At 48.7% G+C, this 25,939-nt stretch carries 15 protein-coding genes; 12 read left to right on the forward strand and 3 right to left on the reverse strand.

Going from position 1 to position 25,939, the window contains the following annotated elements; translation table 11 throughout:
* Position 1: 1 nt before the first annotated feature.
* From FSB84_RS14640 to FSB84_RS14685, 10 genes are all read left to right on the forward strand, one after another.
* On the forward strand, positions 2 to 1,603 hold the full coding sequence (locus FSB84_RS14640) for a solute:sodium symporter family transporter (protein WP_130538690.1): 1,602 nt from the start codon (positions 2 to 4) through the stop codon (positions 1,601 to 1,603).
* A 35-nt stretch (positions 1,604 to 1,638) separates the two neighbouring features.
* Positions 1,639 to 3,645 carry an alpha-amylase family protein gene (locus tag FSB84_RS14645; protein WP_130538691.1) on the forward strand — a complete coding sequence of 669 codons (2,007 nt, stop codon included), beginning with the start codon at positions 1,639 to 1,641 and terminating at the stop codon, positions 3,643 to 3,645.
* Positions 3,646 to 3,839: 194 nt separating this feature from the next.
* Positions 3,840 to 7,088: a SusC/RagA family TonB-linked outer membrane protein gene (locus FSB84_RS14650; protein ID WP_130538692.1), complete on the forward strand. Its 3,249-nt coding sequence runs from the start codon at positions 3,840 to 3,842 to the stop codon at positions 7,086 to 7,088.
* Between the two features lie 47 nt (positions 7,089 to 7,135).
* Positions 7,136 to 9,046, forward strand: a complete 1,911-nt coding sequence (locus FSB84_RS14655) for a RagB/SusD family nutrient uptake outer membrane protein (RefSeq protein WP_130538693.1) — start codon at positions 7,136 to 7,138, stop codon at positions 9,044 to 9,046.
* 30 nt (positions 9,047 to 9,076) lie between these two features.
* A complete protein-coding gene (locus FSB84_RS14660; RefSeq protein WP_158643907.1) occupies positions 9,077 to 10,336 on the forward strand; it encodes a DUF4959 domain-containing protein in 1,260 nt (419 codons plus the stop codon).
* A gap of 17 nt (positions 10,337 to 10,353) precedes the next feature.
* On the forward strand, positions 10,354 to 11,583 hold the full coding sequence (locus FSB84_RS14665; protein ID WP_130538695.1) for a DUF4998 domain-containing protein: 1,230 nt from the start codon (positions 10,354 to 10,356) through the stop codon (positions 11,581 to 11,583).
* Positions 11,584 to 11,680: 97 nt separating this feature from the next.
* Entirely contained in the window at positions 11,681 to 13,996 is a 2,316-nt protein-coding gene (locus FSB84_RS14670; RefSeq protein ID WP_130538696.1) for a glycoside hydrolase family 95 protein, read from the forward strand.
* Positions 13,993 to 15,207, forward strand: a complete 1,215-nt coding sequence (locus FSB84_RS14675; RefSeq protein WP_130538697.1) for a glycoside hydrolase family 27 protein — start codon at positions 13,993 to 13,995, stop codon at positions 15,205 to 15,207. The genes FSB84_RS14670 and FSB84_RS14675 overlap by 4 nt, the downstream gene beginning before the upstream one ends.
* A complete protein-coding gene (locus FSB84_RS14680) occupies positions 15,204 to 17,186 on the forward strand; it encodes a sialate O-acetylesterase (RefSeq protein WP_130538698.1) in 1,983 nt (660 codons plus the stop codon). The genes FSB84_RS14675 and FSB84_RS14680 overlap by 4 nt, the downstream gene beginning before the upstream one ends.
* A gap of 51 nt (positions 17,187 to 17,237) precedes the next feature.
* A complete protein-coding gene (locus tag FSB84_RS14685) occupies positions 17,238 to 19,457 on the forward strand; it encodes an alpha-galactosidase (protein WP_207234160.1) in 2,220 nt (739 codons plus the stop codon).
* Between the two features lie 120 nt (positions 19,458 to 19,577).
* On the opposite strand, the gene FSB84_RS14690 is transcribed toward FSB84_RS14685, so the two are convergent.
* A complete protein-coding gene (locus FSB84_RS14690; RefSeq protein ID WP_130538699.1) occupies positions 19,578 to 20,312 on the reverse strand; it encodes a LytR/AlgR family response regulator transcription factor in 735 nt (244 codons plus the stop codon).
* Positions 20,309 to 21,367 (reverse strand): sensor histidine kinase, encoded by a 1,059-nt coding sequence (locus tag FSB84_RS14695; protein WP_130538700.1) that lies wholly within the window; start codon positions 21,365 to 21,367, stop codon positions 20,309 to 20,311. The genes FSB84_RS14690 and FSB84_RS14695 overlap by 4 nt, the downstream gene beginning before the upstream one ends.
* A 200-nt stretch (positions 21,368 to 21,567) precedes the next feature.
* On the opposite strand from FSB84_RS14695, the gene FSB84_RS14700 reads away from it, so the two are divergent.
* Positions 21,568 to 22,008, forward strand: a complete 441-nt coding sequence (locus tag FSB84_RS14700; protein ID WP_130538701.1) for a hypothetical protein — start codon at positions 21,568 to 21,570, stop codon at positions 22,006 to 22,008.
* 109 nt (positions 22,009 to 22,117) lie between these two features.
* Positions 22,118 to 23,140, forward strand: a complete 1,023-nt coding sequence (locus tag FSB84_RS14705) for a hypothetical protein (RefSeq protein ID WP_130538702.1) — start codon at positions 22,118 to 22,120, stop codon at positions 23,138 to 23,140.
* 71 nt (positions 23,141 to 23,211) lie between these two features.
* Here the strand turns inward: FSB84_RS14705 and FSB84_RS14710 are convergent, their stop codons facing one another.
* Positions 23,212 to 25,866 carry a cation-translocating P-type ATPase gene (locus FSB84_RS14710; protein WP_130538703.1) on the reverse strand — a complete coding sequence of 885 codons (2,655 nt, stop codon included), beginning with the start codon at positions 25,864 to 25,866 and terminating at the stop codon, positions 23,212 to 23,214.
* Positions 25,867 to 25,939 lie beyond the last annotated feature (73 nt).

Raw genomic sequence — 25,939 nt, forward strand, 5'->3', positions numbered from 1 at the left:
TATGAATCTGACCATACTACTCAGCTTCCTTTTTGTAACGGTTGCGGCTGCCCTTGTTTCCATTTACGTTACGCGCCGTAAAAAGCAGCAGCAAACGCCTGTTGGCTTTTACCTGGGCAATCGCAGCCTGGGCTTCTGGATGATCGGCAGTTCCATGTTCCTCACCAATATGAGCGCCAACCAGTTCATAGGGGAGAATGAGTTCGTATATACCACCAACATGTCTGTGATGGCCTGGGGCATGAGTTCCGTACTGGCCATGCTGCTTGTTGCGGAATTCCTCATGCCGATGTATCTGCGCATCGGGGCGGTGACCACACCAGATTTCCTGGCAAAAAGATTTGATGTGCAAACGCAGCGCATCGTCAGTATCATCTTCCTCCTTGGATATTTCGTGAATCTCATCCCAACCGTGTTGTATGGATGCGCGGTGGCTATCAATGGCATCTTTCATGTGGACAGCTGGCTGGGCATCAGTTATTTTTCTGCCATACAACTGATTGTGCTGGTAGTTGGCGTGGTGGGCGCTTTGTACAATGTGCTCGGTGGCCTGCGGGCCATAACCATCACGGATGTGGTGCAGGGTATAGGTATGCTGATAGGTGGCAGTATGATCGTGTATTATGGTTTCAGGTTTTTGGGCGATGGCGATGTTTGGGAAGGCGTACGCACACTCTCAGTTGCGCATAAGGATCACCTTAATGCCATCGGCGGACCGAAAGATGTATTGCCCTTCAGCACCATCTTCACGGGGATGCTGCTGGTGAACATCTATTACTGGGGCATGGAACAGTACATTGTACAGGAAGCCCTGGCATCGAAGAACCTGGCGGAAAGCCAGAAGGGTATCTCACTGGCGGTGGTGGGAAAGTTATTTGCACCACTGTTGCTGAATGTTCCGGGGTTGATTGCCGTGCATCTTTATCCCAACCTTGAAAATACTGCCACCGCTTTTCCGCGGCTGGTGAGTGATATCCTTCCTCCTGTATTCATCGGCCTCGTGGCGGCAGTAGTGTTTGGTGGCGCCCTCAGCACTTTCAATGCAGGGCTCAACAGTACAGGCACATTGTTTACGATGAACCTTTACAAGCCCTGGCTGGAACGGAACGGCGCAAAGGCCGATGAGCGAAAACTGTTACGCAACGGCAAGATACTGCAGGTATGTGTAACGATACTGGCCATCATCTTTTCTCCTTATATCATGTATTTCGAAGGAGGTTTTTACAATTACCTGCAAAAAGTGTCGAGCTTTTTCAGTGTGCCTGTTTTCACCATCATGGTGATCGGGCTGCTCACCAAAAGAGTGCCGCCACTGGCAGCGAAAGTGGGCATCCTGTTCTTTGTTACGGTGTATACAGCCACGCAATTCCTTTTCGATTTACAATTGCATTACCTGCATGTACTGGCCATCCTGTTCCTGGTCACTTCCGGGATCATGCTGCTGATAGGCAGGTTGAGACCGATGGAAAGCCCTTTCCAGCTACCCCGGCAGGCAGCAGTGGATATTGTTCCCTGGAAGAGAAGGCACCTGTACTATGCGATCCTGCTGGCTTTGATGGTGGGAATGTTCATACTTTTTTCACCGCCGGGCATTGCAGGCTGACAAAATATTTCATCTAAACACCTGAACTGAATTTTATGGCAAACAAAAGATCGATCACCTGGACATTTTGTTGTTTGTTTTTTTCCGTTGTATCAGAGGCGCAACAACTGCTGGAAATTCCCATCGGGGATAACTGTAAGATCGTTTACAAACTCGACAAGGGCCAGTACGATATTTTCTGGAATGGAAAGATCATTGTGCAGGATGCCTATGCCTCATACCAGGCAGACAAAGCCGGCGATACCCGCAAGGGAGGAAAGATCAGTTACCATATCGGAGACATGAAGACCAACCTGGGAAAAACGAAACTCTACAATCTGCAATTCGAAAATGATCCATCGATGACGCAGTTGTTCTATGTGCTGCAAGGAAAGGGACAGTTCATAACGCAGATGGTCATTCGCAATGCAGGGCCGGTAAGCTCGGTATCACCACTGGTGACGGACAATCTTAACTGGGTGCAGGAAGGAGATAACCGCGCGCTCTTTGTTCCTTTCGATAACGATATGTGGGCAAGATACAATGCAATGCCCCTGGCAACTGCAGCATTCAATGGCAGCGAGCTGGGAGCAGTGTACAATGCAGATGATAATAAAGGACTGGTGATCGGGTCTCTGGAGCAGGACGACTGGAAAACAGGCTTCCTGCTGAGATCCGGCGGCGATAATAAAGCTGTACTTGAACTACGGTCTGGCTTCACCGATAGTACCATCACGCATGATGTGATCCCGCATGGGAAAGTATTGCCTGTTGATGGCAGGGTGTATTCTCCCAAAATCCTCATCAGTCTGAGTGAGGACTGGCGTGATGGCATGGAGATTTTTGCGCAGCAGAACAGAAAACTGCATGCACGTTCCATTGCTAACTGGAAACGTGCTACGCCAATGGGATGGAACAGCTGGGGCGTACTGAAAGAAAAGATCCGTTTCGATCAGGCCATCCGCGTGGTGGATTTCTTTGCCGACAGTCTCAGGGGATTCAGGAATGCAGACCAGACATTGTTCATCGATCTGGATGCTTTCTGGGACAATTTCACTACCCGGGGTATTAACGGAGATGTGAGCAGGCTGCAGGAATTTGTAGCCCATTGCAAAAAGAAAGGACTGAAGCCTGGCATTTACTGGACGCCATTCGCCGACTGGAGTAAGTCCGATGGAAAAGTGGAAGGATCCGATTATTCTTATGTGGAAACCTGGACAAAACAGAATGGCCGTATGCTCGATATCGATGGCGGCCGTGCGATGGATCCCACGCATCCTGCCACGCAGAAGCGCATCCAACATACCATCAATAAGATGAAAGCGCTTGGTTTCGAAATGATCAAGATCGATTTCCTGGGTCATGGTTGCCAGGAAGCCGATCGTTTCTATGATCCATCCGTTACCACCGGAATGCAGGCTTTCAAAAAAGGAATGCAATTCCTGGATAGTGTTTTGGACGATAAGATGCTGGTGTATGCGGCCATCTCGCCCAATATTGCTACTGCACGCTATGTGCACATGCGCCGCATTGCATGTGATGCCTGGAGCAGTCTCGACAATACCGAATATACTTTGAACAGCACCGGTTATGGCTGGTGGCAATCGCATCTTTATGATTTTGTGGATGCGGACCATGTGGTGTTTGCATCTGAGCAGGATGGTGTGAACAGGGCCAGGCTTGCATCTGCGCTGGTGACAGGTTCCCTGATCACAGGCGATGATTATTCCTCTCACGGAAAATGGACAAACACTGCCAGAAAATTATTACAGAACAAAGCGCTGTTACAAATTGCAGCGAACGGAAAGAGCTTCCGTCCGCTTCGCGGCAATACAGGAAACAGGGGAGTGGAGCAGTTCTATCGTATCGATGGAAAAAAACTGTACATCGCTCTGTTCAATTATGGCAACGCTGATCAGCAGATCAGTATTCCTGCAGCTATACTGAATAAAGTCAGCAACAAATATTGTAAAGAACTTTTCTCGGGAGAATCAGGTCCGCTCAACCCGGGAGCAACCCTTCATGTGCCCGCATCTGATGCACGGATCTATGAAATCAAATAGCAGCGTGTACCCAGTCGCTCGCCGGGAGGCGAGCGACAGCCACAGTTCGCGTTCTTCACATTTTTTTGGCAGATCGGATAATTCTCATATCTTAGTGGTATAGTATAGGATAGTATAGATGGAGCGACCACCGGAAATACTATCATACTGCGGCAGGGCCAACCCCTGCCGAACAAACCAACAATTGCTTAAATATGAAAATCAGATTTGCTTGCTTGCGCTTCCGGAAGCGTTTGCCCTACCCCTTTCTGGCATTTCTTCTTTTATCCCTTTCTCTTTTTTCATTTTCATTACAGGCAGATGCGCAATCCAACGGTGGGTTGAGCGGCTATGTTATGGACAGTACAACCCGGCTGCCCATCAACGGCGTGTCAGTAGTGATCAAGGGAACAAGACAGGGAACCACTACAGACAAATCCGGTGTTTTTCACCTGGACATCTCCGGTAGTCAGGCATTGCTTGAATTCTCCTTTGTTGGATACAAGTCCAAAGAGCTGGTGGTGGCGAAAGGGAAAGCGGCTACCGTTTATCTTTCTACTATCATAGACACTTTCGGCGCGGTGGTGGTTACTGCCTTCGGCCGTAAGGAAAGAAAGGAGGCAGTGGTTGGATCGGTTACGTCTATACAACCGGGTGAGCTCAAGATCCCCGCCAGTAACCTCACCAATGCGCTGGCCGGTAAGATTGCCGGTGTGATCGGCTTCCAGCGCGGAGGCCAGCCGGGTATGGACAATTCCCAGTTCTTCATCCGCGGCGTTACCACACTTGGTTATAGTAATAGTCCACTCATCCTCGTAGACAACGTTGAGCTTACCGCCAATGACCTGGCCAGGTTACAGGTGGATGATATCGCCAGTTTCTCCATCCTCAAAGATGCGAGTGCTGCCGCATTATACGGTGCACGCGGCGCCAACGGCGTGATACTCGTCACAACAAAAGAAGGTAAGGCCGGCAAAGCAAAAGTGGAGCTGCGTGCCGAAACTGCTATTTCCGCACCTACTAAAAGCATCAAGCTGGCGGACCCGGTAACGTATATGCGCATGTACAATGAAGCCGTCACTACCAGAACACCTGGCGTTGGAAAATACTATCAGCCCAATGAGATCATCGGTACACAGAAGAACCTGGAAGGCGCTGGTGGTATCTATCCCATCTTATATCCTGCCGTGGACTGGATGGACGCTATCTTCAAAGACCAGACACAAACCTATCGCGCCAATTTCAGTGTGAGTGGTGGCAACAACCTCGCAAAATATTATATCGCTGGTTCCTATTCGAGAGACAATGGTATCCTGGAAATGAACCCTGTGAACAATTTCAATTCAGGAATGAAATTCGAGAATTACCAGCTTCGCGCCAATACCAGTATCAAAGCCACTTCCACAACGGAAGTAGGCGTTCGGCTCTGGGGTAATTTCAACGAATACATGGGGCCGATCAGCAACCAGGGCGGCGGATTTGCAACAGACCTGTACTCACAGGTACTGCACTCGATCCCCGTTGGCTTCCCTGCTTACTGGCAGCCAGACAGCGCCAACAGGAACACAAAACATATTCTCTTTGGTAACAGGATTGATGCCAATAGTCAGCTTCAGTCCAATCCCTATGCATCACTGATGCGTGGTTACAAAACTTTCTCCGAGTCCAGGATCTCCGCACAGTTCGAAGTGAACCAGAACCTGAAGTTTATCACACCCGGACTGACATTCTTCGGCATGTTCAGCACCAACCGTTATTCTTATTTCGATGTGAGCAGGTCTTACAGCCCATTTTATTATGATGTACAACGGGCTACAGTAGACGAAAAAACCGGAGCGTACAGGCTGAACTGGCTCAATAACCAGCCAGGGCAGGCACAGGAATACCTTTCATACCAGGAAGGACCTAAATGGCTGAATACTTATGTGTACATGCTTGGGCGGCTGGATTACAGCCAGACCTTCGGAGATCATTCAGTAGGCGGATCGCTTGTGGGTAACCGTCAGCAGACGCTGACCGCTAACGGGAGTGATCTGCAATCATCACTTCCCAACCGGAACCTCGGCGTTTCAGGAAGAGCCAGTTATTCATACGACAATCGTTATTTTGCCGAGTTCAATTTCGGTTACAACGGATCAGAAAAATTTGCTCCTGCACATCGCTTTGGTTTCTTCCCCACTATCGGTGCAGGATGGGTGGTGAGCAACGAAAAATTCTGGAAGGGCAGGGTGAGCGAGATCCTGACCCGCCTCAAATTCCGCGGAAGCTATGGCCTGGTAGGTAATGATGCCATCGGCGATCCCAAAACACAACGTTTCTTCTACCTGAGTACGGTAGAGCCCAATAATGGTCCGCGTTCCTATTTCGGTACCAACAATTCAGTGAGTATGGCCGGAACAGTGATCAAGGCCTATCCAAATCCGGACGTGACCTGGGAAACCTCCCGCAAGAGCAACCTTGCCGTTGAAGCTACTTTCTTCGATAAACTCAATATCATTGCTGAAGTATACCGTGAGAGAAGATACAATATCCTTGTTTCGCGTGGCTACATCCCCATTACGGTGGGCATAGAATCAGCTGCGCTGAATAATCTCCGCGCCAACCTGGGTAAGGCCAACTCTGAAGGTTTCGACTTCAGCATCAATTACAGGGAAGATTTCAAGAACGGGCTCTGGGCTTCTGTGCTCGGCAACTTCACAGCAACGCGCAATAAGGCTGTCCACCTGGAAGAGCCTGAGTATCCCAATGCCTGGAGCTACCGCACCGGAAGGATGATCAATCAGCCTTTTGGATTCATTGCGGAAAGATTGTTTGTGGATGATAAGGAAGCTGCCAATTCCCCCGTACAGAATTTCGGAGATTTCCTGCCCAGGGGGGGTGATATCAAATACCGCGATATCAACCAGGATGGTGTGATCAACCAGGAAGACATGGTGCCTATCGGTCTTCCTTCCACGCCGCAGATCATTTATGGATTCGGCTTCTCCGTTGGTTATAAGAATTTCGACATGAGTGCCTTCTTCCAGGGATCGGCCAGGTCTTCTTTCTTCATCGATCCAACTGCCCGTACTGATTTCGATTACGGCATTTTCGGGACAGCTCCTTTTGCCAACAACGCGCAGATCCTGCAGGCTTATGCAGACAATCACTGGTCTGAAGAAAACCAGAACCTCTATGCGCTCTGGCCCCGCCTCTCCACCTACGAGATCCAGAACAACCAGCAGACCAGCACCTGGTGGTTGCGCAATGGCAGTTTCATTCGTTTGAAATCAGTGGAAGCAGGTTTTACATTTCCGAAAAGATGGAGCAATGCGATCTATCTCAGCAATATGAGAATCTACTTCAGCGGTCTGAACCTGCTTACTTTCAGCAGCTTCAAACTCTGGGATCCCGAGCTGGCCGGCAATGGCTTTGCCTACCCGGTACAGAAAGTATTCAATGTCGGTTTGAAACTTGATCTGTAACACTGATCAATAACCGAAATTACCCGAACGATTCAAAAAATGCGGATATGAAAATCATCATCAAAATATTTCTCGCCGGCTGCACCCTGGTCCTTTTTCAACGATGCAGCAAATACCTCGATGTAACGCCGGACAATGTGGCTACACTCAACAGTTCCTTCACCAATGCCAATGAAACGCAGGCCTACCTGTTCGGTTGCTACGCCAACCTGCAGGCCCTTGCGGATGTTCGCAGGAATGCAGGTTTCACCGCTTCAGGGGAAATGTTCTTCCCTACCGATCTGGCGGATAAGACAACGCTCGGCGGCATTGGAGGCGATGGCGGCTTCAACCTCATGCGCGGATTACAAAATAGTCTGAACCCCATCCACAATTTCTGGGATGGTTACAATATGGGCGTGAAATTGTATGAGAGCATTCGCATGTGCAATACATTTCTCGACAATATCCATGTACCGCTGGATGTAGAACCTTACAACAGGAAGCGCTGGGCGGCGGAAGCTAAATTCCTGAAAGCCTATTATCATTACTGGTTATTGCGCATGTATGGACCTATCCCCATTGCAGACAAGGCCATTCCTGTCAACGCCAGTTCAGAAGAAGTTCGCCAGAAGCAGCAGTCGTTAGATTCCTGTTTCAATTATGTAGTTAAAACGATCGATGAGGCTATAGTTGATCTGCCACCTGCTATTCAGAATGCAGCTACCGAAGCGGGAAGGATCTCCGGAGCCATCGCGCTGGCCGTGAAAGCAGAAGTGCTGACCACGCAGGCCAGTCCGCTCTTCAATGGCAACCCTGATTATGCGGGCTTCAAGGGGAAAAATGGAGAAAGTCTTTTTCCTGCAACCTTTGATCCTGTTAAATGGGAACGTGCTGCAGCGGCCTGCAAGGCTGCAATCGATGCAGCAGTGGCAGCTGGAGCACAACCTTATGAATTGCGCGTTCAGGGAAGCATCATCCATATGTCTGATGAAACAAAACAATTACTCACGCTGCAGGGGGCTTTTGTTGATGGGTGGAATCCAGAGCAGGTTTGGACGCTTAACCCGCATTACGGCTGGCAGTACATGACAATGCCACGCGTAACTGCGGAAGCTGCCAGGAATGTATTTGCAGTTTATTCCAATTTTTCTGTTCCCATTGCACAAAGTGAAATCTTCTATTCAAAGAATGGTGTGCCCATCAATGAAGATCTCAACTTCGATTATGCCAACCGTTATCAGTTGCAGGTGGGCGATGAAGCCAATAAATTCTATATCAAAAAAGATTACACCACGGTAGCCGGCAATTTCAATCGTGAGCCGCGTTACTATTCCAGTGTTGCCTTCGATGGTGGGGTTTGGTTCGGTTCCGGAAAGACTGATGACCTCAATCCGAATTATGTGAATGCTGTGAATGGTTTTGCTTCTCCTCCCGATAAGATCCGTTTCAACAATACCGGTTACTGGGCCAAGAAGCTGGTGCATTACCAGTCTACTCCCGGCGACAATTCGGTGTGGGTAGGATATCCCTGGACATTCATCCGTCTCTCCGGACTCTGGTTGCTTTATGCTGAATGTTTGAACGAGACCGGTGCGCAGGGTGATGCTGTAGTTTGGCTGGACAAAGTAAGGACCAAAGCCGGACTTCAGGGAGTACTTACCAGTTGGGCACAGCATTCCCGCAATCCTTCCAAACCCACTACCAAAGATGGTTTGAGGCAGATCATCCACCAGGAGAGAAGGATCGAGCTGGCATTTGAAGGACAGGCAGGATGGGACCTCCGCCGCTGGAAAGAATTGCAATCTGTGCTCAGCAGACCATTTCAGGGCTGGTCGGTTTTCAACCAGACTGTAGCGGGATACTACCAGCTTAATACCGTATATCAACCTGTGTTCGGATTGAGGGATTACCTGTTCCCCATACAGGAATATGATCTCATCACCAATCCCAACCTGGTCCAAACGCCCTACTGGTAAACCTCTACACACATTGCTTAAAATATGAGTATGACAACCCGATATAAAAAATACTTAGCGCTGTTGGTGCCGGCAACCATTGCTTTTGTGATGTTCGCCTGTTCCAAAGTAGATGAATACAAAGACATCGTTTCCGGTGATAAAACAAAACCCGGGACTGTGTCCAATATCAAAGTGGAAAATGGTCCGGGCAGGGCCATCATCACCTATGACCTGCCCAACTCCGAGAACATCCTCTATGTGCAGGCCACCTACAAGATCAACGATAAGGTCAGCCGTCAGACCAAATCCTCTTATTATTCCGATACCATCCACGTGAGCGGCTTCGCCAAAAAGCAGGAGTACACTGTTACACTGCAAACGGTGAGCAGGGCCAATGTGGTGTCTGATCCGGTAGAAGTGAAAGTGAATCCGGACACGCCGCCTTACCTGATGGCTTTCCCTACAATCAGTACCCAGCCTGATTTTGGCGGTATCAATATCAATATAGAGAATCCTGCAAAAGCTGATATCGGAGTGGTGACCATCATGAAGGATCGCATCACCAATCAATTCGAGATCGTGAACCAGCGATTTACGAAGCTGGAGGATATTGCGTATAGTCTTCGGGGTTATGATACGGTGAACCTGGAATTCGGTATTTACATAACTGATGACTGGGACAATGTTTCCGATACCCTGTTCACTACCGTGAAGCCGATATTCGAAAGACAAATGGACAAATCGAAATTCGGTCGCTATGTGCTGCCCACTGATGCCAAAACAGGTTTCGGCTGGGAGATCGAAAATATGTGGAATGGCAATACCGGTTCTCCCGGTTACCACACAGAGCAGCCCATCCAGCCACTGGTATGGCCTGCTGTAGTCACTTTCGATATGGGACAAGCAGCTAAGCTTAGCCGTTATACCATCTGGAACCGTGGCATCGATGGCAGCGGAAACTGGCTCTGGCAGGCAGGTGCGCCCGTTACCTGGACGCTCTGGGGCAGGGAGACGAATCCAGTTGATGAAACTTTGCCCAATGGTCCCGGCGCTCCCGGCGTTGGCCAGACTTCTCCCAATGGCTGGATCAATCTCGGTACTTTCAAACTGCCGGCAAAGCCATCAGGCCTGCCCAACCCCGCATACAGCAATTCCGATCTCGAATTCTGGAATGCAGGCTTCAGTTACAATTTCAACCTGGAACTGCCCAAAATAAGGTATATCCGGTTCCAGTGCCAGGAGATCGCATCCGGTACCAATAACTTTTTCAATATTGCCGAACTGACATTCTGGGGTGATCCCAGGTAAACCATAAACGCTGCTATATGCCTAGAAAATATTCATCACTACTCTGGATAACAGGTCTGGTTTGCCTGCTTGCCTGTACACAAAAAATGGATGAGTTCAGGGATTACCTCAACAATGAGGAGATCAAATACCCCGGCTCCATTTCAAAAGTTTTCACCAGGCCCGGCAATGGCCGGCTCGGTATCGGCTGGTCGCCCAGTCCGGACCCTTCCGTTACCAAATACAGGATCTTCTGGAATAATTTCCGTGATTCCGTTGAAGTGAGCTCCACTTCACACAGTCCCGGAGATACCGTGTACACCATCATCAATAACCTGCAGGAGTACACTTATTCATTTTTCGTGTATTCCTTCGATGCAAAAGGAAACAAATCCATTCCCGTGGAAGTGCAGAATGCCCGGGTCTATGGCAATTCCTACCAGAACAGCCTGATGAACCGCTATATCAACAGCGGTGATCCGTACGAGTTCCTTGATGATGAAGGAAAAGAAGTTAAGCTGAATTTTCTCATACCGGATTCCACCAATGCGCTTACTTATCTGCGTTATACCAATACGAATGATGAGTTGAAAGAAGTGACCCTTCTGCCGGGAGAGAATTCAATAACGCTTCTCGATTTCAAATACGGTACCAAAGTGGCTTACCAGAGTGAATACACCCCTTCGGAAACAGCGCTGGATTCATTTTCTGTGAACCTGGTGGATACGTTTCCCAATATCGCTTTCACCATCGCCAGGGCAGATAAGAGCCTCTTCAGCGTTGTGAGTTCATTGCCCAATGATGTGCAGCCATGGGACGGGGGAACCAGTGTGGCTAAATTATGGGATGGGTCTGTAGGGCCACAGGGATGGCCGAATATCTGGCACTCTAACGGTGATAAACAGCTGCCGCACCATTTCACTTTCGATATGGGCAGGGGATATCGCCGTCTGCAGAATATCGAGATCACAGGCCGCGACTGCTGCCACAATCCAACCGAGTTTGAGATATGGGGCATTGCAGACATAACGAATGCCGCCACCAACCTGCCGGGTAATGATCCGGGCTGGAAGGATGAAGCCATCGCCAAAGGCTGGATCTTGCTGAAAGATGTTACACTCGATAATAATGGCGTTGGCCCTTACAAGGTCGATTTCGCTGCCGGTGTTCCGCAGATCCGTTATATCCGCATCCGCGTGAAAAAAGTGGCCAGCGGTGAGAATGCTTACAGCAACCTGAGTGAGGTTACCGTTGAATACAGGAGATAGGATCGGTGGAATCTCCATTAATACAACAATAAAATCCATTTACCCGAATGCGTATACAGGTGAACTTTGTTGACCTTGTTGCCTCAATTAACGAATTATGAAACGAACGATTGGTCTTGTTGCGATCCTGTTTTCCCTGACTGCATCCGCGCAGCAGCGTCCCCTTCAGTTATGGTTCGATAAACCTGCCGCACAGTGGGAAGAAACGCTTCCCCTGGGTAATGGCCGCCTGGGTATGACGCCCGATGGCGGAGTGGAAAAAGAGAAAATTGTACTGAACGATATCACCATGTGGTCCGGCAGTCCGCAGGATGCCAATAATTATGAAGCCTACAAGCAGCTGCCTGCCATCAGGCAATTGCTCGCGCAAGGGAAAAATGATGAAGCGCAAAAACTGATCGATAAAAGTTTTATCTGTCTCGGGCCCGGATCCGGCGGCCCTCAGTGGGGCTGCTTCCAGATGCTGGCCGATCTCAATATCAGGTACAGCTATGGTGGCAATACTGCAACGCCTGTTGAATACCGCCGCTGGTTATCGCTGGACAGCGCCATTGCCGTAACAAGTTTCACTTTGAATGGCGTTCAATACAAAAGAGAATATTTCACCAGTTTCGGAGATGATGTGGACCTTATCCGAATCACCGCCAGCAAAAAAGGAGCTGTGAGTTTTGAGGTGGGGATCAGTCGCCCGGAAAGAGGGGAGAGCTCAATAAGCGGTCAGTCATTGCTGTTAGCTGGTCAGCTCAACAATGGAACCGACGGAAAAGGTATGCAATACCTCACTCAGGTGAAAGTACTGAACACAGGCGGTAAGCAAAATTTGAAAGGAAAAGAACTGGTGGTGGAAGGCGCCGATGAAGCGCTGATCTTCGTTTCCACAGCTACGGATTTTCGGAATCCGCAATATAAAATGCAAGTGGAAAAGAATATGCGGACTGCGTTGCTGAAATCCTACGCCGTACAAAAGCAGACCCATGTTCGCAATTTCAGGAAACTGTTCGGTCGTGTAGCGGTTGACCTGGGCGCCGGCACTGCTGAAACACTTACTACAGACAAACGCCTGGCGGCTTATTACAAACAACCTGAACAGGACAAATCATTACCCGTACTCTTTTTGCAATTCGGAAGATATCTCAGCATCAGCAGCACACGCGTTGGATTGCTGCCCCCGAACCTGCAGGGCCTCTGGGCCAACCAGGTGAATACGCCCTGGAATGGTGATTATCACCTGGACGTGAACGTGCAGATGAACCACTGGCCTGTTGAAATGAGCAATCTCTCAGAACTGAACCTCCCGCTCACCGAACTGGTGCGTGGATTGGTGAAACCCGGAGAACGCACTGCCAAAGCATATTACAATGCCGATGGCTGGGTAGCTCATGTGATCACGAATGTATGGGGCTGGACCGAGCCCGGAGAAAGCGCCAGCTGGGGCGTTACCAAATCCGGATCGGGATGGCTCTGCAATAATCTCTGGGAACATTATGTTTACACAGATGATCTGGCCTACCTGAAAAGCATCTATCCTATCCTGAAAGGATCAGCGCTTTTCTATAAGAGCATTTTAGTGAAAGACGAGAACTCAGGATGGCTGGTGACTTCACCTTCTTCCAGTCCGGAGAATTCTTTCCTCCTGCCCAATGGCAATCACGCCAGCATTTGCGTGGGGGCTGCCATCGATAACCAGATCATCCGCGAGTTGTTCAACAATATCATTACAGCTACTGAAAAATTGAAGATCGATAAGAATCTTGCTGATACTTTACGCGCGCAATTGAAACAATTACCACCAGCAGGTATCATCTCACCCGATGGCCGCATACAGGAGTGGCTGGAAGATTACAAGGAAACAGATCCGCAGCATCGTCATATTTCGCATCTCTATGCATTGTATCCCGCTAATCTCATCACTGCCAATGGCACGCCCGAACTGGCGGCAGCGGCAAAGAAAAGCCTGGAAGTGAGAGGAGATGATGGTCCCAGCTGGGCCATCGCCTACAAGCAATTGTTCTGGGCAAGATTGCTGGATGGTAATCGTGCTTTCAAACTGTTGCGCGAATTACTGAAGCCAACGCTTCGTACAGATATCAACTACGGCGCCGGTGGCGGCGTGTATCCAAATCTTTTCTCCGCCGGCCCGCCCTTCCAGATCGATGGCAATTTCGGCGCAGCAGCAGCCATAATGGAAATGCTGATGCAATGTCATGCCGGCTATGTGGAATTACTGCCCGCCATTCCTGATCTCTGGAAAGCGGAGGGAACGGTGAAAGGATTGAAAGCGAGAGGAAACCTTACCGTCGATTTCGAATGGAAAAATGGACAGGTAACAAAATATAAGATCAGTTCACCCACCACCAAAAAGGTGACGCTGAAAGTGAACGGACAGCTTAAAACCATCAGTACCGGGAAATGAAATTGCACTGCCTGATATTATCCGTATGCCTGGTGATGTTTACACAGGCCCAGGAAGCAAATCGTAGTAAACTGGCGCCATTGCCTCCAATGGGATGGATGACCTGGAACCTGTATGGAGAACGGATCGATGAAAAGCTGATCCGCAGCATCGCCGATGCCATGGATTCTACTGGCATGATAGCAGCGGGCTATAAATACCTGATCATCGATGATGGCTGGCAGGGAGGAAGGGACAAGAAGAACAATATCATCGCTGATCCCGTAAAATTCCCTTCCGGCATTAAAGCGCTCGCCGATTATGTTCATGCAAAAGGATTGAAGCTGGGCATTTACTCCGATGCAGCTTCGCTTACCTGTGCAGGTTATACAGCAAGCCTGCATTTTGAGGAACAGGATGCCAGAACATTTGCTTCCTGGGGCATTGATTACCTGAAATACGATTACTGCAATGCGCCGGAAGATTCAGGTACGGCAAAGGCCCGCTATACAAAAATGGCGCAGGCATTGTCGGCCTCCGGACGCGATATCGTCTTCGGCATCTGCGAATGGGGTGGACGTAAGCCCTGGTTCTGGGCGGCCAATGCAGGCGGAAGCGTTTGGCGCACCACAGGTGATGTGCGGGACAAATGGAAAAAGGAACAGGGAAAAGACGGGGAAGGGATCATGGATATTTACAAGGTGAACGTATCGCTTCATGCGTACGCAGGTACCGGCCACTGGAACGATCCCGATATGCTGGTGGTAGGATTATACGGCGCCAAAGGGCCTTCTTCGGATCTTGGCGGCATTGGTTGTTCAGATATCGAATATCAAAGCCAGATGAGCCTCTGGAGTATGATGGCAGCTCCCCTTATCGCCACCAATGATATCATGGCCATGAATGAGGCCACCAAAAAAATACTGCTCAACCCTGAAGTGATTGCCATCAACCAGGATCCGGCCGGCAACCAGGGACAGCTGATCAAAAGCGATACCAGCTTCGATCTGATTCTGAAGCCCCTTCAGAACGGGGATATGGCGTTGGCGATTTTGAATAAATCCGGGATTTTACAATCTTACAGTTTCGCGGGCGGAACAATGGGCCTCCCTTCCGGCTTCACGGTGCGCGACTGCTGGAAGCAGCGCATTGTTGGAAAAAAGGACAAATGGACCGGCTCCATCCAACCGCATGAAACAAAATTATTCCGGCTGATAAAAAAACAACAATGAAAAGTATCCGATCAATAATCGCTTTTTCCGCCCTGTTGCTGGCTGTTGCTTACGCAGAAGCACAACCGAGATTGCCGAATTTCTTTGGCGACAGCATGGTGTTACAAAGAGATCAGCCCCTTCGTATCTGGGGGATCAGCGGTCAGACAGGAACGGTAACCGTTACCCTGAATGGACAAACGAAAACGGCAGCCATCAATCCCAAGGGCGGCTTCCATGTGGAGCTGGCTCCTGAAAAAGCAGGCGGACCTTATGATCTTATCGTTTCCGATAAAAAGGGAAAGACTGTTTTACATGGCGTTCTCCTGGGAGATGTCTGGTTCTGTTCCGGACAATCCAATATGGAAATGCCTTTGAAAGGATGGGGAACTGTGAATGATGCAGATGAAGAGATCAGGAATGCATCATATCCTCAGATCAGGTTGCTCACCGTTACCAAACGCGTATCCACCTGGCCACTGAGAGAGCTGGAAGGGGACAGCTGGCAGCGCTGCTCTCCCAACAATATTGCACCTTTCTCTGCCGTAGCTTATTTTTTCGGACGTCGTCTTCAACAGGATCTGAATGTGCCAATAGGACTTATCAATTCCACCTGGGGCGGAACGCAGATAGAAGCCTGGATCAGCCATGCAGCGCTTTCAAATGATCCTTACTACAAAGAAGTGATGAAGGCGGTGCAGAAGCCGGTAAGTTTTGAGGACCTGCTGAAAGCACGGAACAAAAAAGAGAAAGCCATGCAGCAGGAACTGCTGAAAGATTTGCCCTCAGCGGGTGACAGCGCCCTGTACAGGAATGCTGATTATGATCATCGCAAATGGTCTACCATGCCGATTCCGGGAGCCTGGGAATCACAATCGCATTTGTCTGGGCTCGATGGTATCGTTTGGTTCAGAAAAGAGATCGATGTCAAACCGGAAGATGCAGGCAAACCTGCCAGTTTCCATCTTGGAAAAATTGACGATAATGAACAGAGCTTCCTGAATGGAGCAGCACTCGGCGCTACACAGGGCTGGAATATAGACAGGGTTTACAACGGCGTACTCAAGGCCGGTAAGAATGTGATCGCTATTCGCGTGGAAGATACCGGCGGTGGCGGCGGAATATGGGGAGATAGCAGCGAACTCTATGTATCGGTTGGTGATAACCGTTATTCACTGGTTGGAACCTGGAATTATCGAATCCAGGAAGTGCGTACAAGTAGAAATGCTATCGGTCCCAACGATTATCCTTCATTGCTTTTCAATGGTATGGTAAGCCAGTTCAGGGGCATGAATATCAAGGGGGCTATCTGGTACCAGGGCGAAGCCAATGCCGGGCGTGGATACGAATATCGGCACGCAATGCCTTTGCTGATCAGCAATTGGCGTGAGCATTTCAAAAACCCTGCGATGCCATTCTATTTTGTACAGCTCACCAGCTATAACGATAATAATGGAAACAGCACTGCGGGAAGCGCCTGGGCTGAGATCCGGGAATCGCAAACACTTACTGCCAAAACAGTTCCCCATAGCGGCATGGCGGTGATCACGGATATTGGAGATGCCAATGATATCCATCCCCGTAATAAGAAGGATGTAGGAGAAAGGCTGGCTGCGATCGCCTTACATGATACCTATAATAAAGCAGTGGTTGCATCCGGACCTGAATTCAAGTCGTTCAGCATTGCAGGGAACAAAGTGACCATCAGTTTTGCTGCTGCCGGCCAGGGCCTTATAGCCCGCGATGGAAAATCATTGGGCGGATTTGAACTGGCAGGCGCAGATAAGAAATTCTATCCTGCAGAAGCTACCATTTCTGGTGATCAGGTGGTGCTTCAATCCGGTAGTGTACCAGCGCCTGTGGCTGCACGCTATGCCTGGGCGGATGTAACCGATAATGCTAATCTCAGTAACAAAGACGGATGGCCTGCCGGGCCCTTCAGAACTGATAACTGGCCGGGTATCACCGTCAAAAACAAATACGATCCGAAGTTGAAATAACACAGAGGGCCGGAAAGATCCAACACATATCTATCACTGAATATTATGACTATGAATCGAAGAAGGAAAGGGATGATCGCTGTCAGGCAACTGGTTTACTGTAGTATCGCATTGATGGCCGGATGGATGTCCGGCAGCCTGAAAGCACAGACCATCATTCCTGTTGTGACTTCAAATAATGCACTGGTGCTGGAAGCCGGCAAGAACAAAGACCTCTCTGTAATTTATTTTGGAAAGAAACTGGCAAACGAAAAAGAATACCAACTCGTTTCTTCTGTATACAAACAAACAGGAGATTACACAGATGTATTGAATGCAGCTTATACCAGTTCTGGTTCCCGGAACCTGGTGGAACCTGCTATCTCTGTGGTGCATGCCGATGGCAACCGTTCGCTGGACCTTCGTTATGTAAAACACGAACAAAAGCAACTGGCCGATGGCATTACCCAATACAGCATCCTGCTGAAAGATCCTGTATACGATTTTGAAGTGACGCTGCATTATAAGGTGTATCCTCACCAAGATGTGATTGAACAATGGTCAGTGATCAAACACAGGGAGAAAGGGAATGTAGTGCTGGAGAAATTCGCTTCCGCCAATCTTCATCTCAAAGCGAAAGGATTCTGGCTGAACCAATATCATGGCGACTGGGCAAAGGAAATGCAACCAGAAGAATCGAAGATCACGCATGGTATCAAAACCATCGATTCCAAACTCGGTACGCGTACCAATATCTTCCAGCCTTCCGTATTCATGGTATCGCTGAACAAACCTGCAACGGAAGATGAAGGAACGGTGTTGTATGGCTCCCTGGCATACAGCGGTAATTTCAGAACGGATCTCGAACTGGATTACCAGGATAATCTCAGGATCATTTCCGGTATCAACAATTATGCATCTGCATACAATTTGAAACCCGGTGAAGAATTTGTAACACCCTCATTCATTCACCTGCTTTCCAGCAAAGGCAAAGGTTTTGCGAGCCGTCAGCTGCACGACTGGGCCAGAAATTACAGGCTGCTGGATGGAAAAGGGGACAGGCTCACACTGCTCAATAACTGGGAAGCCACCTATTTCGATTTCAATGAAAGCAAGCTGAAGGAACTGCTGCGCGATACCAAAAAACTCGGCGTGGATCTCTTCCTGTTAGATGATGGCTGGTTCGCCAATAAGTATCCGCGTAATGATGATAAAGCAGGATTGGGCGACTGGGCCGAGAACAAATCCAAACTACCCAATGGTGTGGCAAGCCTGGTGAAGGAAGCTACTGCCAATGGCGTGAAATTCGGTATCTGGGTGGAGCCTGAAATGGTGAACCCGAAAAGTGAATTGTACGAGAAACATCCTGACTGGGTGGTGCGTCAACCTGCGCGCCAGGAACACTATTTCCGCAACCAGCTGGTGCTGGACCTCAGCAATCCTGTTGTGCAGGATTTTGTTTTCGGTGTGGTGGATAACCTGTTTACGAAGAACCCTGATCTTGCCTATATCAAATGGGACTGCAATGCCGTGATCTATAATGCGCATTCCGCTTATCTCGGAAAACAACAATCCCATTTCTATATCGAATACATGCGCGGTCTGTACAATGTATTGCAGCGCCTACGTGCAAAGTATCCGAAGGTTCCGATGATGCTTTGCTCGGGTGGTGGTGGTCGTGTGGATTATGAAGCATTGAAGTACTTCACAGAATACTGGCCGAGCGACAATACTGATCCGCTGGAAAGGATCTTTATTCAATGGGAGTATTCCTATTTCTATCCTGCTATCGCCAGCGCCAATCACGTTACCGACTGGGGCAAACAACCCATCAAATTCAGAACAGATGTTGCGATGATGGGGAAGCTCGGTTTCGATATTGTAGTGAGCCATCTGAATGAAAAGGATCTTGCGTTTTGTCAGAACGCCATCAAAGAATACAATGCATTCAGGCACCTGGTGTATCAGGGGGACCAGTATCGTTTATCTGATCCGCGAAAAGGCTCTGTGGCATCTATGGCTTTTTTGAGTAAAGACCAGTCAGAAGGCGTACTGTTCAATTACCTCGTGAACAACCGGTATGGCGAGGGCAGTGTGTATCCGGTTCAGTTGAAAGGACTGGATCCGTCAGCAATGTATACACTCAAAGAGTTGAGCCTGTATCCCGGTGTTAAGTCTTCAATCGATACCAGCAAACAATATTCAGGTGAGTTCCTGATGACTGTTGGTTTCAATCCTGAGGTATCAGGCAGCAGAACAAGTGTTGTACTGAAACTTGAAAAAGTGAAATAATAGAAAAATAGACTGTCATATTCAGACATAAACTTTGGCAAGTGGTAATCTCTGCAGAGGCGTCCCGAATGGGGCGCTTTTGCTTTTCGAAGGGCTGGCAGTTGTTCGCTTCCCCGTTTATCAATCGATCCAGTCCCTGATAAAAGCGCCAAAGCTTTCCCTGTAATTCTCTCCAACAGGGATCACCAATTCATTGATCTGGACAGATGTTTTTGTTACGGCAGTGATCCGCGGAATGGACACGATGGTTGATCTGTTCAGTCGCATGAACTGAGTGGAGGGGAGTTTTGCTTCCAGGTTCTTGAGCGAGTTCAGTGTAATGATGGGCTTGCCATTGATGAGGTGCACTTTTACATAATCCTTTACGCCTTCGATATAGAGGATCTCTGCGAACATCACTTTGATCCACCGGTATTCCACTTTGAAGAAAATGGCATCGTGGTCCGCAGTAGGCGCCGGAACTGTATTGGCTGCCTTTTCCGAATGACTTTTTGCTTTCAGCGCCACGCGCAGGAAATCATCGTAGTTGAAGGGTTTGAGGAGATAATCGAGCGCTTCGAGTTTATACCCTTCGATGGCATACTGGTTGTACGCGGTGGTGAACACCAGTTTGGGGGCATGCTCTCCCTGGATGGCCTTGATCATTTTGGCCAGTTCGATGCCATCGAGATCAGGCATATGGATGTCCATGAATACCAGGTCTACCTGCTCCAGCGTTTTCAGATCCTGCAATGCAGTAATGGCATTCTTGTATTTGCCCGAGAGCGAAAGGAAAGGCGTTTGCTCAATGAATTTGCAAACAAGATTCAATGCCAATGGCTCATCATCTACGGCTATGCATTGCAGTGGTTTCATAACATGAGTTCTAATTGAACGATATAGCTGCCATTCTCTGTTTTTCCATATTGGAGGCGGTGCTGGTCCGGATAGGTCATTTGCAGTCTGCGCTCGGTATTGTTCAGTCCGATCCCCCCGTCTTCAATTTTTACACTGTGTTCCTTGAAGATCTGGTTTTCCACATAGAGTTTCAATATGTTTTCATCCTGGCTGATCCGGATGATGATGGAACCATTTCGGAGCGAACTTACACCATGTTTGAAAGCGTTCTCGATAAAGGGCAGGAGGATCATCGGAGCAATGGATCTTTCCGATACGGTTTCCGGCACTTCAAAACGAATGTTCATCGAGTCCGACATACGCAGGCTCATCAGTTCGATATAGTCCTTCACGAAACCGATCTCCTTGCTCAGTCTGGTGAGGTTATTGGGCGTTTCGTAAAGGAGATAACGCATCATACGGCTCAGCTTGTACAGGGAAGTCCTGGAGCTTTCAGCATTGTCATACGAAAGGGCGTAGATATTGTTCAGTGTATTGAAGAAAAAATGTGGATGGATCTGCGCCTTGAGCAATGCGAGCTCTGCGTCCAGCTGTTTTTTACGGATCTCTTCACTGGCGCGGAGATTGAATTGCCAGTGCTGGATGAGGGCGATACAGGTGCTGATACCGGCTACTACAATGGATGTGAGCAGGAGGGTGGCATCCAGGTTGCCCCAGTACTTCGGGTTGAGCTCAACGTGTGTAACCTTGAAGATGGCTTTGATGATCTCATGGCGCAGGTTGAAGATGATATCGAGGATCCTGCCGGTCACCTGCAGGGAGGCGATGATGCCAAGGTGCAGTGTAAAAAAGCCCGCCAGTTTCTGTTTGTACAGCAGGCGGCGCACAATGATACACTCGTTGATATAGAAATAAATGATGAGCAATGAAAGCATGATGGCCTGTTTGGCATAGAAGCCTGCAGGCAGGCTCACACCCAGCACCATTCTCAATTGCAGGATCATGATGAATCCCACCAACATCCATCCGAACAAATGGACCATCAATCTTATATACCTGCCAGTGAAAGTCATGCCGCTTTTATTGATGCGGTAAAATTAGGCTTTCAGTTGCAAAAGCCCCACCAGCCGGGATGTTTGTGAAAGTGGGAACTATAGTTGGAAACGCCTTTATCTATTCTCAGTGCGGGTAGGTCGGTCAGCAAAGCTGGTAGATCGAATAATTTTTTTTACCGGAGTCTTTCATTTTTCATTTGTAGCCGTAAGCCGAGCGTATGAAACATTATTCCCCTGTCAATAACCTGATGGTTTGTGATGCCGGAGAAACGGAGTATGGCATGCTGAAAGAGATCCGCACCGGAAGCGAGCTGGGACTGCGTTACCTGAACCAGCTCTTTCATCTGGAGCTGTGGTATTTCGCTTATGGTTTCATGGACCAGAAGGAAGCATTCGACCTGGCATTGCGCGTGATCAGGATGCATTGGGAAGACAGGTTTGCTTACGATGACCTGGAGTCCATGAACAGTGTGATGTACATGATCATGATATTTTATTGTCTTCCCTATGTTGATGAAACATCCGGCAGGCTGGTGCGGATAAAAGACCAATACATCCCTGAACCTGCATTGCAGGATTTTATGGAAAACAGGAAATCGGAAGCGGCGGCCTTCGCCAGGAAAGCCCAGCAGCAATGTTTCCCCCCTTCACAGAACTAGCTTTATCTATTGCCTTTCCCTGTTCATCGACCGGCATCCTTTGCAGGTCTAATATTATTGACGGGCAATCCGCTACATGGTTTCTTTGTAGCCTTCAACCCTTCAATCTATGCAAAAATGGATCGTCCTGGCCCTGCCACTGGCTTCATTATCGGTAAAAGCTCAAACAAATGAAGCGCAATACAAACAAAAGATAATAGATAGTATCATACTGGCAAGAGTAAGCGAAATTGCCAAAGCCTACCCCATGCTCCGGCAAATCTCCGTTAGCAATGATCTGGTATTGAAAAGAAGATCCAGCACGGATTTCAACAAGGAAAAGGTATTCAGTAGCAAGCTGCTCACCAACAGGACCAGGGCCAATATCAACCTTCCTGTATTTGCGAAGAACAGGAATGTGTTCAATGTTTCACTGAACTACAGTTATCAGTTCCAGCAATATGGAAATGTGGAGCCGGTGAATACACAGGGAACGGCTGCAGAAGGCGATAAAGAACTTTCCACCAATACCTATGGGTTTGGATTGAGCTATGTGAGGAACGATTCACTTTTCCATTTGCCGGTAGTGTATTCATTGACGGTAGCGGGTGTAACAGCCACATCCGGTGCAATCCAGAAAATGAGCTATATGGCCAATGTGATGTTCAATCTTAAACGTACGCCGGTTACTTCCTTATCGCTGGGAGCCATCATTATCATCGATCCTTCCCTCACAATGCCCTTCATTCCGGTGCTGAGCTATTATCGCAGGTTGCAGTCCAGTCAGCTGGAATTGCTGATCGATATGCCCCAGCGGGCCATCCTGAGAAAACAATTCAATAAGAAGAGCTGGATTACGCTGGGAACAGAGGTCGCCAATTCCGTTTCCTTCCTGGACCTGGGCCGGTACAGCCTTCCAACTACAACTAATTATTCCACTTTTGAACTGAAGAACGGATTGAATTTTGAATATGAGATCGCTCCGAAAGTAGTGGCGGGTATTGGCGGCGGCATCTTCACTACCGTTTCTTCGAGGATGTTCAAAGCCACCGGGCGATCCAATGAATATTTTATCCGCGACAGAACAAAACCTGCACCTTATTTGAATATCAGTATTTCATTTTTGCCCTTCATGCGTTCGCTGATTCGATAAAATGTAATGATGTCTTTTCATTTTCAACGTTTGGGGTTAAGGGTTATATCCGAACGTAGTACACCCTGTTCTCAGGGTGTACTTCTTTTGTTCATCCGTTTGAATAGTTTCAGTATCTCGCTCAGGACAACGGGAATGATGCCCAGTCCGAGTGCATAGATCCAGCCCTGGAGGTCCAGCATCTGCAGCCTGAATGCTTTTTGAAGTACCGGTAATCCCATTACCAGCAATTGAAGGACCAGTGCAAGGGCTACTGCGCCTACCAGGTATTTGTTGGAGAATATCCCTGTCTGGAAAACGGATTTTACGGAATGCCTGAAAGTAAAAGAATAGAAGAGCTGGCTGCAGATAATGGTCATGAAGGCCATGGTTCTCGCATATTCATGTATGTTATCCGGGACTTGTTTGTCATATGGGCTGTAACCGTGCTCGTAATATCCGAACCAGAAAGCGCCGATGGTGAGCAGGCCAATGGCGATACCTCCAATAATGATCCTTTGAGCCGCTCCATGTGCGAAGAAGCTTTCATTGGGGCTGCGCGGTGATTGTTTCATCACATCGGGATCACCAGGATCCATGCCCAGTGCAATGGCAGGTAATGTATCTGTGAGCAGGTTGATCCATAAAAGTTGTGTAGCCATCAATGGCGCGGGCATGCCGATCAGGATGGCTACTACCATCGCGATCACTTCGCCCACATTGCTGGCCAGCAGGAAGATCACAGACTTCTTTATGTTGTTGTAAATATTCCGTCCCTGTTCAATGGCGGCGATGATGGTGGCGAAATTATCATCCGCCAGGATCATATGCGCCGCATTCCTCGCCACATCCGTTCCTGTAACGCCCATGGCTACCCCAATATCTGCGGTATTGAGGCTGGGTGCATCATTCACGCCATCACCCGTCATCGAAACAATCTGTCCTTCCGATTTGAAGGCGCGTACGATCTTTACTTTGTGCTCTGGTGAAACCCTGGCAAAAACGCGGTAGGAGGTCAGTTGCCGGTCACCGTCAGGATTTCGTTTCAATTCTGAACCGGTGATTGCCTGCTTTTTGTTATCGGCAATGCCGAGGTCTTTGGCGATGGCGAAGGCTGTATCCTTGTGATCTCCTGTGATCATCACCGTTGTGATACCCGCCTGTTTTGCCTGCCTGATACTGTCCTTTACTTCCGGCCTGGGCGGGTCCATCATGCCTACCATGCCGATCAGCACCAGGTCTTTTTCCATTTCTTCATGATCGATGAGCCCGTCCAGTGATTTATAGGCCGCTGCCAGTGTGCGGAGCGCATTGGCAGACATGTTTTTGGTGGCTTTTTTGAATTGTTCGATATGTCCGGTGGTGATGGGAATGGCTTCTCCGTTATGCTGCACCATCGTACAACGATCGAGGAGATTGTCGATTGCGCCCTTGGTGTACACTGTCAGTTTTCCATTTTCTTCCTGGATGGTGGACATCAGTTTCCTGTCGGAGTCGAATGGTAATTCATCTTTTCTCTTCGTTTCTGTTGCTAATTTATTCCTGTCGATACCCAGTTGGTCGCCCAGTCTGAGCAGGGCTATTTCTGTTGGATCGCCGGTGCCTTCACCATTCTCGAAAGTGGCGTCGGAACAAAGGATCATGGCTTTTGAAAGAAGAAGTGCTGCATCCGATGGAGCATTTTCTTTTTCTTTCAGTTCCACTTCCTGATCGGTGAGATCGAAGAAGCGCACCACCGTCATTTTATTTTGTGTGAGTGTTCCTGTTTTATCGGAGCAAACAACTGTAACGGAGCCGAGTGTTTCAACAGCCGGTAATTTTTTGATGATGGCTTTCTTGCGGGCCATCCTGGTAACACCGATAGACAGCACCACTGCAACGATGGCGGCCAGTCCTTCAGGAATACTGGCCACTGCCAGTGATACGGCTGTAAGGAAATTCTCTGCAAGGTCCCTTCCCTGGAACCAGGCCAGTCCGAACATGACAACACAAACACCGATCGCAATCTTTCCCAAAGTTTTGCCCAGCTCATCCAGTCTTTTTTCGAGTGGCGTTTTTTCTTCTTTTTCCTGGTTGATGATATCGGCGATCTTGCCCACTTCTGTTTTCATACCGGTTTCCACTACTACACCAAGGCCCCTTCCGTAAGTGACTACGGTAGACATGAAGGCCATATTCACCTGGTCGCCCAAAGGAATATTGCCATCCTGCAGATCTGCGTTGGCGTCTTTTTCAGAAGGAACGGATTCTCCGGTGAGCGCTGATTCTTCAATTTGCAGATTGGCCGATTCCAGCAAACGCACATCGGCTGCCACAAAACGGCCTGCTTCCAGCACCAGGATATCCCCCGGCACGATCATTTCCGATGCGATCTCCGAAACTGTTCCGTTCCTCTTTACCAGAGCTTTTGGTGCGGAGAGGTCCTTGAGTGCATCGATCGCATTCCCTGCTTTCACTTCCTGTATCACACCCAGAACAGCATTGATAATGATCACCAGCAGGATGATGGTGCCATCTATATATTCTCCCATGGCCATTGTGATTACAACGGCGCCAAAAAGTACATAGATCAGCGTGTCTTTCAGTTGTGCAATAAATAAAGAGAAAACAGAACGCCGTTTCCGGGCGGTGAGCTTATTATGACCATACTGCTGCAAGCGGGCAGCAGCCTCATTGTCGTTCAACCCTTTTCCTGTATCCGCATGAAGTTCTTCCAGCGTTTGCTGTATCGATTTTGAAAACCACATAGGCCATTTGTTATTTTGTCCAATGGGGCAAGAGGACTGACAAAAGCAGGCCCTATAAAATTAATGGAAAGCA

Origin of the sequence: Pseudobacter ginsenosidimutans (assembly GCF_007970185.1) — a bacterium.
Classification (GTDB): domain Bacteria; phylum Bacteroidota; class Bacteroidia; order Chitinophagales; family Chitinophagaceae; genus Pseudobacter; species Pseudobacter ginsenosidimutans.

Coding starts and splice junctions, on each gene's coding strand:
- FSB84_RS14640 (WP_130538690.1), top strand. CDS start 2: ATGAATCTGACCATACTACTCAGCTTCCTTTTTGTAACGGTTGCGGCT.
- FSB84_RS14645 (WP_130538691.1), top strand. CDS start 1,639: ATGGCAAACAAAAGATCGATCACCTGGACATTTTGTTGTTTGTTTTTT.
- FSB84_RS14650 (WP_130538692.1), top strand. CDS start 3,840: ATGAAAATCAGATTTGCTTGCTTGCGCTTCCGGAAGCGTTTGCCCTAC.
- FSB84_RS14655 (WP_130538693.1), top strand. CDS start 7,136: ATGAAAATCATCATCAAAATATTTCTCGCCGGCTGCACCCTGGTCCTT.
- FSB84_RS14660 (WP_158643907.1), top strand. CDS start 9,077: ATGACAACCCGATATAAAAAATACTTAGCGCTGTTGGTGCCGGCAACC.
- FSB84_RS14665 (WP_130538695.1), top strand. CDS start 10,354: ATGCCTAGAAAATATTCATCACTACTCTGGATAACAGGTCTGGTTTGC.
- FSB84_RS14670 (WP_130538696.1), top strand. CDS start 11,681: ATGAAACGAACGATTGGTCTTGTTGCGATCCTGTTTTCCCTGACTGCA.
- FSB84_RS14675 (WP_130538697.1), top strand. CDS start 13,993: ATGAAATTGCACTGCCTGATATTATCCGTATGCCTGGTGATGTTTACA.
- FSB84_RS14680 (WP_130538698.1), top strand. CDS start 15,204: ATGAAAAGTATCCGATCAATAATCGCTTTTTCCGCCCTGTTGCTGGCT.
- FSB84_RS14685 (WP_207234160.1), top strand. CDS start 17,238: ATGAATCGAAGAAGGAAAGGGATGATCGCTGTCAGGCAACTGGTTTAC.
- FSB84_RS14690 (WP_130538699.1), bottom strand. CDS start 20,312: ATGAAACCACTGCAATGCATAGCCGTAGATGATGAGCCATTGGCATTG.
- FSB84_RS14695 (WP_130538700.1), bottom strand. CDS start 21,367: ATGACTTTCACTGGCAGGTATATAAGATTGATGGTCCATTTGTTCGGA.
- FSB84_RS14700 (WP_130538701.1), top strand. CDS start 21,568: ATGAAACATTATTCCCCTGTCAATAACCTGATGGTTTGTGATGCCGGA.
- FSB84_RS14705 (WP_130538702.1), top strand. CDS start 22,118: ATGCAAAAATGGATCGTCCTGGCCCTGCCACTGGCTTCATTATCGGTA.
- FSB84_RS14710 (WP_130538703.1), bottom strand. CDS start 25,866: ATGTGGTTTTCAAAATCGATACAGCAAACGCTGGAAGAACTTCATGCG.